Here is an 11,369-nt window from a genome sequence, read left to right on the forward strand (position 1 = left end):
ACGACCACCGCGATTGCGGGGCAAAAGCCGCTTGCCTATGGTGGCGGTATCACCCTCACCCGGCCGTGCTTGCGGCCGCGGAGCCGCCATGGCCGCGCTGTTCTGGTTCGTCGTCTTCCTCGCCGCCTTCCTCGCGCTGGCCTGGCATCGCGTGCGTCTGGGCACGGCCACCGGTGTGATCGCCGCCCTGCTGCTGGTGTGCACGCTGACCAGCACCGGCCTGGGTCCGGGCCTGTTCCTGTGGCTGCTGTTCGCCGCGATCGCTGTGCCCCTGAATGTGGCCGCGATCCGCCGGCGCTGGATCACGCGGCCGGCGCTCGATCTGTTCGCCCGCGTGCTGCCGACGCTGTCGGCCACCGAACGCACCGCGCTCGAGGCCGGTACCGTCTGGTGGGAGGGCGAGATGTTCTCCGGCGCGCCGGATTGGCGACGGCTCGAGCGCCTGCCGGAGGCCGAGCTGTCCGCGAAAGAGCAAGCGTTTCTCGACGGCCCGGTCCAGCAGCTGCTCGATCTGTGCGACGAGTGGCGCATCACCCACGAGGACGCCGATCTATCGCCCGAAGCCTGGCGGTTCATCAAGGCCGAGCGTTTCTGGGCCATGATCATCCCCGAGCGCTACGGCGGGCTCGGCTTTTCCGCCTACGCCCACTCCTGCGTGCTGGCCAAGCTCGGCAGCGGCCCCGCCGGCGGCACCGTGGGCCCGATCGTGGCGGTGCCCAATTCGCTCGGCCCGGCCGAACTGCTCATGCACTACGGCACCGAGGCGCAGAAGGATCACTACCTGCCGCGGCTGGCCTCCGGCGACGAGATTCCCTGCTTCGGCCTGACCAGCCCGCACGCCGGCTCGGACGCAGGCGCCATCCCGGACCGCGGCGTCGTCTGCCACGGCGAGTGGAACGGCGAGCCCGTGCTCGGCATGCGCCTGACCTGGGACAAGCGCTACATCACCCTGGCGCCCGTGGCCACGGTGCTCGGCCTCGCCATCAGGATGTACGATCCGGACGGCCTGCTCGGCGACGACGTCGATCTCGGCGTGACCTGCGCGCTGGTGCCCACCGACACCGCCGGCGTACACACCGGGCGCCGGCATTTTCCCGCCAGCGCACCGTTCCAGAACGGCCCCACCTGGGGCACGGATGTGTTCGTCCCGCTGGACTGCATCATCGGCGGCCGGGCGATGATCGGTCAGGGCTGGCGCATGCTGATGGAGTGCCTCTCGGTGGGCCGCTCGATCTCCCTGCCCTCGGGCTCGACCGGCGACGCGATCGCCAGCGCGCGGCTCACCGGCGCCTACGCCGTGGTCCGGCGCCAGTTCAACATCTCCATCGGCCGGTTCGAGGGCGTACAGGAGGCGCTGGCCCGCATCGCCGGCCGAACCTACGCCTGCGAATCGGTGCGCCGCTTCACCGCCAACGCGGTCGACCTGGGCGAGAAGCCGTCGGTCGCCTCCGGCATCGCGAAGTACCACGTCACCACCATGGCGCAGCAGGTCGCCAAGGACGCCATGGACGTACACGCGGGCAAGGCGGTCATGCTCGGGCCGTCGAATCCGGTCGCGCGCCGCTTCCAGGCCGCACCGGTCAACATCACAGTGGAAGGCGCCAACATCCTCACCCGCAGCATGATGATCTTCGGCCAGGGGGCCATCCGCTGCCATCCCTACGTGCTCGACGAGATCGAGGCGGCGAACGATCCGGATCGCGAAGCCGCGCTCGACGCTTTCGACGCGCTGCTCTACGCCCACATCGGTCACGATCTCTCGGCGGCCGCCCGCTCGCTGGTCATGGGCGTGACCGGCGGCCGGACGAGTGGGGCCGGTCGGGTTCGCGAACTGGCGCCCCACTACCGGGCCCTGAACCGCTACTCGGCCAATCTGGCGCTGGTGGCCGACCTCGCCATGGCCACCCTCGGCGGTTCGCTCAAGTTCCGCGAATCGCTGTCGGCCCGGCTCGGCGACGTGCTGTCATATCTGTACATCGCCAGCGCCACGCTCAAGCGTTTCGTCGAGGACGGCGCCCACGCCGAGGACCTGCCGCTGGTCCGCTGGGTCTGCGAGGACGCCTTCGCCGCGATCGAGGCGGCTCTGGCCGGGGTGATCCGGCATCTGCCGAACCGGCCCGCCGCCTGGCTGGCGCGAGCGCTGATCTTTCCGATCGGCCGCCGCGCGCAGGGTCCGTCCGACGCCCTCGGACGGCAGCTCGCCGACATGCTGCAGACGCCCGGCCCCCAGCGCGAGCGCCTGACGCCGCGCTGCTACGCCGACCAGACGCACAGGCGCGGGCTGTCGCTGTTCGAGGCGGCGATGCAGGCCACGCTCGACGCCGCCGACCTTCAGGCGCGCCTCGACCGGGCCGCCAAGAACGGCGAGATCCGCGCGGATCATCCCGCCGAGCGCATCGAGGCGGCCGCGGGTCGCGGCCTGTTCGACGCCGACGAGGCCCGGCGCATGCGCGATCTGTACGCGCTGCAGATGGCCGTGATCCACGTCGATGACTTCGATCCCGCCGAGATGCAGTCGGTCGCCGCCCGGGAGCGAGCCGAGGCGTTCGGCACGGGCTGACCCGCACTGCCCGCGGTCGCCCGTCGGCGCTTTTTTTTGCAATGCAGCGCGCAATCGGCGGGCCTCGCCGCCGGCGCGCGGCCGCCGTCGACCACGGGCACGGCAGCCGCGCCGCCGCGCCCGAAGACCGTCGAGACAAGCGTTTCGAGGCTCCACGGACCCCTGCGAAGCTTGACCACGACTCGATAAAACACAATCAATTCATGCTTTTCGGCTGGATGACTGGCACTTCGGCGCAGGGTCGTTTATCTTCGGCTCGGGGATTCTAAAAAGACTGCGTGTCGACTTCGGACACGCGCTGCACCAAGGGAGACAGAGCCGTGATATCGACGTATTCCTGTGCCTCGCGCGCCGGCGCGCAGGCCACGAGCGAATTGAACCCGGACGCCGCGCAGCCGCGCCGTCGGGCGCACTCGTCCTGGCCCACGCGTGTCGGTGCGATCGTCCTCATGTCCGCCGCGGGCCTCGTGCTGCCGGCCTGTTCGAGCGGCAGCGGCGGCGACAACGGTGATCCGAACCCGCGTGAGGACGTCACCCCGACCGGGCTCGCCTTCAGCTACCCGTTCGACGGCCAGCAGGATGTGCTGCTCGATACGCAGATGGTGGTCAAGTTCGCCGGCGACGTGGGCGATGTGCCCGCGGACGCGCTCGTGCTGCGGTACGAGGACGACGACGGCGACACCGTCACACAGCCGCTCACGGTGCGCGCCGACGACGATGACGAGGCCGACCAGGCCGGCATTCTCTGCCTGGCGCTGGGCTCGGACGTCGAACTCGAGGACGGCCGTGACGACTTCTGTCTCCAGGGCGGGCCCGATCTGCGACCGGACACCGACTACGCGGTGGTGGCCAGCAGCACCATCGCCGACAGCGGCACCTCGTTCGAGGACGGCCAGACCCTGTTCCGGTTCACCACCCGTCCGGCCGAGGGACGGCCGGCACCCGGCGATTTCCGGGTCACGAGCGTCACCCCCGGCGACACGAACCCCGAAACGGGCGATCAGTCGCTTTTCACCGAATTCAACGCGATCCGCGTGATCTTCAACGAGCCGCTGGATCCGGCGACCGTCGATGGTGACAGCTTCACCGTAACCGGCCCCGACGACGAGGACATCGACGATGCCCGCGTGACCGCCCTGGGCCGCTATATCGTCTTCGATCCGAGCGAGGATCTGGAGCCCGGCGACTACACGATCGCCTGGAGCTCGGACATCACCTCCCGCTTCGGCAAGTCGCTAGAGGCCGACAGCGTCGAGCGCACCGTGCTGAGCGTCGGCGACTCGCTCGACCAGACGCTCACGATCGAGCGCGACACCACCGGTACCGACATCGACGAGCTGCCGGACAACAACCTCAACGGCCTCGCGACCAACAACGTCGAGATCGGCTCCCAGCTGATCGGCTCCAACGACCAGCCGGTGCTCTCGCCGGACGATGTCGACAGCCGTGCCGGCCTGATCCGCACCGGCATCGAGACCACCCTGGCCGAACCCGGCCTGTCCGGCTTCGGCGACGTGTTCCCGGCGGTCATCCGCGCGGGGCAGCGCTTCCAGCTCAAGGGCCTGACCCTCGAACTCGGCGGCGAGATCGCCACGCCGATCGACCCCAGCGGCCCCATCGACGTCAACTTCATCAACGATGTCAGCGTCTATCTCAGCGGCAACGACTACCGCAACATCGAAACCCCGACGGCCGTGCGGCTGCGCTTCGACCTCGGCATCGGCACGCTGATCACGGCGATGGACCAGGAGAATCTCGTGGTCCAGCAACTCGCCAACGGCGTGTTCAACCAGTCCGTGCTCAACATCCAGGCCGCCGGCCTGGCGATTCCGCGCGATAACGGCGATCTCGAGATCAGCACTCTCGGCAGCTTCCCGATCAACGTCAATCGCTCCGACAACGCGACCGTCGACTTCGAGCTGACGCTGCTGTTGCCGGCCGACGACGACGATCAGATCGACGTGCCGGCCGACGAGGTCCCGCCGACGGTGACCGCGGTGTCCCCCAGCGCCTGTCTGTACACGTTCGGTTCCCCGCTTTACGACGCCGTCTACGCCGATCGGGGGGCACCGCCCACCGCGCTGCCCGAACCCGCCTGCCGCGAACTGCTCGGGGCCGAGGCCCAGCAGGGTGGCCGCAGCGACGCTCTCGCCAACACCTTCCAGGTCGAGTCGAGCCCGGCGGTGACCTTCAGCTCGCCGATCGATCCCGCCAGCGTCAGCCCCTCGAGTATCGTGCTCACCGGCCCCTCCGGCGACGTCGACGCGACCTACCGCGTGGAAGGCTTCAGCGTGGTCGTCGATCCCGAAGCGCTCCTGTCGGCGGACACCGAGTACCGGATCATGCTCAACAACGGTGACCAGCTCACCGACCTGGCGGGCAACCCGGTCAGCTTCCAGAACCCGGCCGGTCCGAGCCAGAGCATCGACTTCCGCACCGAGCCGCTGATCGAGACCGAGCCCACGGCGCCGCTTCTGGGCACCCTCACGCCGGGCATCCCCTGCGCGCTCGAGGGCGGGGACTTCATGTCCGGCGGCGACAGCGCCGGCCACTGTGTCGGCGACAACCCGGGCAACGACGAAGATGGCGGCGATGCCGCTTCCGAGGATTTCCCGGTCTTCGACAACCCGGCTAACGTGGCGATCGAGGGCTTCTTCTCGAAGCTGGTCGAGAGCGATTCCATCGTCCTCGCCGACGGCTGCCTCGTGAACGGTTCCGGCAACACCGACGCCGATGCGACCGTGGCCGTGCAGCGCATGGACGACAGCGGCCAGTGCGTGGCTGCGGTCGAGGGCGAGATCGCACTCGCCAATCGCGGCGACGACCTCACACGCGGCTTCACCTTCCGCCCGACCCGCGACTTCGAGCCGGGCGCCCGCTACTGGGTGGTGGTCTGCGGCGGCGACGGCGCTTCCGCCTGCAGCAACCGGATCGTCGATGCGGACGGCCGGGCGCTGAATACCGACCCGCTCAACGGCACCGGTTCGACACCCGCCGCGGCCGACGCCGAGGGGGGACCGGACATCGTCATGCCGTTCACCGCGACGGCGGCGACCGAGGACTACTTCGCCACCCAGGCGACCTTCCCCTACGCCGACACCAACGGCAACGGCCGCTTCGACGACGGCGAGAACGCCCAGCCGGGCAATCGCACGCGCGTCGAGCTGACCACCGAGCTGCTTGGTACCGAGATCCAGATCCCCGGCGAGCAGGACGACGGCAGCTTCGCCTCCTACCTGTCCCTGACCCGGCCGATCGCGATCCGCGAGAGCACCGGCGACTGCGAGGATGTCGACACGGACGCCGTCGGCGGCACGCCGGGTAGCTGCATTCCGGTCTCGCTGCAGCCGGGCGGCATCAACGCGCTGACGAGCATCAACATCAGCGCCGACGCCCTCGGCGGCATCCTTACCCAGGTCCTGCGTGTGGACGAGCTCACCGCAGCGCTGGGTGATCTGCTCGGCAACATGCCCGAGGGCACCACCGTGGGCGACATCAACGACATGGACGATGCCGGCGGGCCGCTCGATCAGCTGACCGGCGGTCTCAACCAGCTCGTCGGCGGTGTCACGGATGTGCTGATTCCGGTGATCGGCGACGGTCAGGGCGGCAGTGCCGACGACATGGCCGTGATCGAGCTCATCGGCGCCCTGCAGCGTAATGAGGTGACCGCACCGCTGGGCAACACGCTCGCCGGACTGATCAACTCGGAGACGCCGGTCGGCGCGCTGCCGGGGCTGGTGGACGGCCTCGTCGACGATCTGCTCGGCACCCTGCTCGGCGGACTCGCCGGACAGGACGAGCCGCTCCAGACCGGCCGGGTGCTGCTGCGTTTCCCGAACGATGCCGACGCCGACGGCGAGGTGCCCCAGACCGGCTACATCGTCGAGGAGTGTGAAGGTTCGATCGACGGCCAGCCCTACCACTACGAGCCGTGCTTCACCGCCTCGCTGACCCTGACGGCCAACGCGCCCGACGGACAGGGCGTGAGCCTGCCGCAGCAGCAGATCCGGACGCGCCTGGTGGGCCCGGTCACGTTCGAACAGAACGGTCGCCTCGCGATCGCCCTGCGCAACGTGAACCGCTTCAGCCTGTCGGCCACGGCGCTCGACCTGCTACCGGCGAACGCCACGGTCGACCCGGGTGATCTGAACTTCCAGCTCACCGGGGCTCCGGTCCACGGCGGGCGCGAGTTCCCCAACCGCTAAGCCACGGTCGATGCGCCCCGGCCACCGCCGGGGCGCGATCATCGCAACAACAGAACCAGCAAGGAGAAGGGAGATGAATCAGGACACCACGTCCGAACGCCGCTGGCCGGGGGCAAAGACGGCCATGGCGCTCATCGGCGGCGCGAGCCTGCTGTTCGCCGGCATCGCGGGTGCACAGGGGCAGATGCGGGACGACGGCTACAGCGGCTCCGGCATGGACCGGCTCGAGGCCGAGCCCGAACAGGGGCTGATCGGCGGGGCCATCGACTACGTGAAGCACAACGCCTACTTTCGCGTCGGCGTGCTGCACTTCCAGTACTACGGCGACAGTTCCCGGCTGAAGGTCGAGAACGCTCAGGGCCTGGCGGCCCAGGCCTTCGGCGAGGGCTCGAGCCGTCTCGATCACACCGGCTCGAGTGCCGGCGACAACACCACGCTGGGCGGCACGATCGGCCTGTTCGTGCCCAAGACCGGCAAGCACCTGGCCATGGAGGTCACGCTGGCGCCCCCGCTCAAGCTCGATTTCGAAGTGTCCAAGAACGCGGTCGACGAATCGCTGGCACCGACGACCCAGAGCGGCATCCCCACCGGCGTGCCGCCACTCGGCCGCAAGATCGGCAGCTTCAAGGCACTGCCGCCGAACCTGACCCTCGTCTATCGCCCCTGGGTCGACACGCTGATCCAGCCCTACATCGGCGCCGGCGCGATGTATCTCTACACCTACGACACCGATGTGAACAACTCGGTACTCAACGCCTACGGCAACGAGCCCACGCTCAACCTGAGCAAGCCCGTGGCCTGCGTGGGGCAGCTGGGCGTGGACTTCAGCCTGCCCAAGAACATGTTCCTGACCGCGGACGTGAAGTACGTCGGCTGCGCCGAAGTCGAGGCCAAGCTCAACGACGTCGTGATCAACTCGCCCACGCTCAGCGACACGGTCGGCCCGATCGACGTCGGGACGGTGAGCTCGACCAACGAGTTCAAGGCCGTGCTCTACCAGCTGTCCTTCGGGATGCGGTTCTAATACCGGTCCCCGGAGGCGCTCGCAGACGACAAGGGGCCGCCCGCGGGCGGCCTTTTTCATGGAGCGTGCGCCAAAGGAGCGCGTCGCGCGGGTCCGCGCTCGCCGTTCTCAGCCGGCTTGAGCCACGATCCGGAAGGCGAGCTCGCGCACCGCCTCGGACATGGCGCGGCCGATCACCGCCGGCTTGCGTTCGGAGCCGCCGATCGGCTGTGTGAGCCGCGTGTTGTCGCGCGCCACCACCGTCCCGCTGTCGGTATCGGTGACCTCCCAGCGCGCCGAAAGCACGACCTCCTCGCCGGCGGCCTGCGGCTCGAACATGTCCACGTCGACATCCACCTGGTAGGGCTGATCCCGCTTGTTCACGAGCTTCTCGTCGATGGTCTGCTGCAGCAGACGCGTCATCGCCACCGGCAGGCGCTCGGCCCACTTGGCATCCGGCAGGCGCGTGAGCACATAGGCGTCGCTGCGCACCTGGATGTCGTAGTTGTCCAAATACTCCGGCACGCGCACGCGGCGCACGTCCCAGTCGCTGGCCCGGGTGGCCGCACGCTCGTCCCGGGGCGGCGACAGCAGCACGTGCTGGACGGGCGGCACGCTGGCGCAGGCGCCCAGGGCCATGAGACAGACTGCGGTCACGCCGTGGCGGACGAAAGATTTCACTAGCGATCTCCTCCAAAGAGCAAGGCGTTCGGATCGCGCTCCAGGGTTTCGGCGAAACGCCGCAGCGAAGACGCGCCGGCCGACAGGTCGCGAAGCGTGCTCTGCAGATCCATCCGGGTATCCGAGCGCGGGTCCGTCAGGCCTTCCAGATTGCGCGACAGCTGGTTCAGGTTACGACTGGTCTGCTCGGCGTTTTCCAGCAGCCGATCGAACTGCGCGTCGCGCGAATCGATCTGTTGGTTCAGATTCTCGGACAATTCGCGCACGCTGGCCAGCGTCTGCTCGATCTGGCTGTTGCTGTTCTCCATGACGCGGCGCGCGCTCTCCATGGTTTCACGCGCGGTCGCGGTCGTGCGTTCAAGATTCGGCCCCAGCGTGGTGATGAGCGCGTCCATATCGTCGGCCAGGCGGATGGTCGCCTCCATCGTCTGGTTGACCGTTTCCAGCGTATCCTTCCAGGGCAGGCCACTGACCGTATCCTTGAGCTGCTCGATCTCGGAGGGTACGGCGGGGATCTCGGGCAGGTCCAGCGCGTCGTTCGACGCCACCCGCTTGGCCTCGGTGCCGGGCTGAAAATCCAGATTGACCGCCAGCTGCGACGTCACATAGCTCCACACCACCAGCTGGGCGCGCAGGCCGCGTTCGACGAGCTCCTCGGTGGTCACGTCGTCGCCGCTCGGCGCGCCGTCCATCATCACCGTATTGTTGCCGTTGATCTCGACGGTGACACCGATCCGGGCCCGGCCGGCCTCGGAGTCCAGCCGCAGCTGCACGTTCTTGACCGTGCCCACCTGAACGCCGCGGAACAGCACCTTCGAGCCCTGGCTCAGGCCGAGCACGGACTGATCGAAGAAGATGATCGCCTGGCGGTTGTTCGACAGGATGCGGGTACCGCCGAAGACCAGAACGGCCACCACGGCGAGCACGACCGCCCCCAGCAGGAACAGGCCGATGATGGTGTAGCTGCGGTTAGTTGCCATGAATCGGCTCCTCGTCGTCGCGCTCGGCGAGCGGCTCGCGGTTGAGAAACGCGCGCACGCGCGCATGCTCGGCCCGTTCGGCGAGCTCACGCGGGTCGCCGTGGGCGATGGCGGTGCGCTGCTCGTCGTCCAGGTAGATGCTGTCGTCGGCGATGGTGAAGATACTCGGCAGCTCGTGGGTCACGGCCACCACGGACAGCGACAGCGCGTCGCGCAGCCGCATGATCAGCGTATCGAGTCGCTGCGAGGTCATCGGGTCCAGCCCTGCGCTCGGCTCGTCCAGGAACAGATAATCCGGGTCGAGCGCGATCGCACGGGCGATGCCCGCCCGCTTCTTCATGCCGCCGGACAACTCGCTCGGCATGCGCGACTCCTGGCCGGCGAGACCCACGAGCGCCAGCTTGAAGGCCACCTGATCGCGGATCTCCGCCGCCCCGAGGCGCGTATGCAGCTGCATCGGCAGGGCCACGTTGTCGCCCACGGTCATCGAACTCCAGAGCGCGGTGCTCTGAAACAGCACGCCGATCCGGCGCTGCAGTGCGGCGCGTTCAGCAGCATCGCGCGTCCACAGACGCTGGCCGTCGAAGCTGATGTCGCCCTGTGCCGACTGCTGCAGATCGATCATGTGCCGCAGCAGCGTGCTCTTGCCGCAGCCGGACACGCCCATGATGACGAAGATGCTGGCCCGTGCGACGTGAAACGACAGGTCCCGCTGCACCAGGGTCTCGCCGAAGTGCATGCGCAGATCGCGCACGACGATGCCACGATCGGGGGCGTTGGTATCGCTCAGGCGGGCCATGCTCAGACGCCCAGCGCATTCGTGCACAACGCGAAGATCGCGTCGATCACGATGATGCCGATGATCGACACCACCACCGTACGGGTCGCCGCGCGCCCGACCTCGGCCGCGTTGCGGCCCGCGCGCATGCCCATGTGGCAGCTGGCCAGCGCGATGAGCACGCCGAAACAAACCGCCTTGACGAAGCCGATCACGAAATGGCGCGCGGCGACCGCGTCCTCCAGACGCCCCAGAAAACTCATCGGCGAGGTGTTGAGCACGAGATCGCCGACGATCATACCGCCGACGATGCCCAGCGTCGCCGCATATAGAAACAGCAGCGGCATCATCAGCGTGAGCGCGGCCAGCCGCGGCAGCACCAGATACTCGAACGGGGCGACGCCGATCATGCGCAGGGCATCGATCTCCTCGTTGGCCTCCATCGTCGCCAGATGCGCGGCGAAGGTCGCCCCGACCCGCCCGGCCATGATGAAGGCCGTCATGATCGCGGCCATCTCGCGCGCGACCGCGATGCCCACGAGATCGGCGAGGTACAGCCCGGCGCCGAAGGCGTTGAGCTGCACGGCGCCGACGAAGCCCAGCACCGCGCCGATGAGCAGATTGACGACCGTGACCACGGGCAGCGATGCCGCCCCGGTCTCGCGCACGAGCGCGACGAAATCCGGCCAGCGCGCCTGGGCCCGACCGAGCGCGAGTCGCGGGGTTGCGGCCGCGGCGTTGCCCACCAGCCGGGCGACCAGCAGCACGGCGTCGAACTGGCCGCGCCCGCGCGCGCCCAGACGCGTGATCCAGCGTGGCCCACGCCCCACCGAAGCCGTCTGCGGTGCCGGGCGTGCGAGCGTCATCAGGGAGCGGATGCTCTCGGGCAACGCCCGGGTCCGGCTGTCGACGTCGCGCCGGTCCAGGCGCTGCTGGAGCGCATGGACCACCGCCGCGACCCGCGGATGGGCGCGGGTCAGCTCGCCGCCGTCGATGACCACGCGCACGGCGCCGTCCCGAGTCAGCGCCGCCGCCAGCGCCTCGGATGTCGGCAGCCGATGCGCCCGGCCCCAGTCGCCGGACAGGCGGAGCACCGACGTATCGGATTCGCGCTCGATACGATAGAGCGCGCTGTCGTCAGCAGCGGCTAGCGGCACGC

General features: G+C 68.8%; 7 protein-coding genes. 3 read left to right on the forward strand and 4 right to left on the reverse strand.

The window, feature by feature from the left end; genetic code table 11:
* Positions 1-88 precede the first annotated feature (88 nt).
* From SAOR_RS08000 to SAOR_RS08010, 3 genes are all read left to right on the forward strand, one after another.
* On the forward strand, positions 89-2,560 hold the full coding sequence (locus tag SAOR_RS08000) for an acyl-CoA dehydrogenase (RefSeq protein WP_123630951.1): 2,472 nt from the start codon (positions 89-91) through the stop codon (positions 2,558-2,560).
* Between the two features lie 320 nt (positions 2,561-2,880).
* The gene (locus SAOR_RS08005) at positions 2,881-6,768 is read left to right on the forward strand and encodes an Ig-like domain-containing domain (protein WP_123630952.1); all 3,888 of its coding nucleotides are present in this window, start codon (positions 2,881-2,883) and stop codon (positions 6,766-6,768) included.
* A gap of 73 nt (positions 6,769-6,841) precedes the next feature.
* Positions 6,842-7,792 carry an OmpW/AlkL family protein gene (locus SAOR_RS08010; protein WP_185015597.1) on the forward strand — a complete coding sequence of 317 codons (951 nt, stop codon included), beginning with the start codon at positions 6,842-6,844 and terminating at the stop codon, positions 7,790-7,792.
* Positions 7,793-7,900: 108 nt separating this feature from the next.
* Here SAOR_RS08010 and SAOR_RS08015 read toward each other — a convergent pair whose 3' ends face one another.
* Genes SAOR_RS08015 through SAOR_RS08030 form a run of 4 tightly spaced genes read right to left on the reverse strand, consistent with a single transcriptional unit; the run spans position 7,901 to position 11,367 of the window.
* Positions 7,901-8,452: a PqiC family protein gene (locus SAOR_RS08015; RefSeq protein WP_123630954.1), complete on the reverse strand. Its 552-nt coding sequence runs from the start codon at positions 8,450-8,452 to the stop codon at positions 7,901-7,903.
* The gene (locus tag SAOR_RS08020) at positions 8,452-9,432 is read right to left on the reverse strand and encodes an MlaD family protein (protein WP_184947549.1); all 981 of its coding nucleotides are present in this window, start codon (positions 9,430-9,432) and stop codon (positions 8,452-8,454) included. The genes SAOR_RS08015 and SAOR_RS08020 overlap by 1 nt, the downstream gene beginning before the upstream one ends.
* Positions 9,422-10,231 carry an ABC transporter ATP-binding protein gene (locus SAOR_RS08025; protein ID WP_123630956.1) on the reverse strand — a complete coding sequence of 270 codons (810 nt, stop codon included), beginning with the start codon at positions 10,229-10,231 and terminating at the stop codon, positions 9,422-9,424. The genes SAOR_RS08020 and SAOR_RS08025 overlap by 11 nt, the downstream gene beginning before the upstream one ends.
* Positions 10,232-10,233: 2 nt before the next feature.
* Complete coding sequence (locus SAOR_RS08030; protein WP_123590984.1) at positions 10,234-11,367, reverse strand: ABC transporter permease; 1,134 nt, start codon at positions 11,365-11,367, stop codon at positions 10,234-10,236.
* Positions 11,368-11,369: the final 2 nt, after the last annotated feature.

This window comes from Salinisphaera orenii subsp. orenii MK-B5, from assembly GCF_003788635.1.
GTDB classification, from domain to species: Bacteria; Pseudomonadota; Gammaproteobacteria; order Nevskiales; family Salinisphaeraceae; genus Salinisphaera; species Salinisphaera orenii.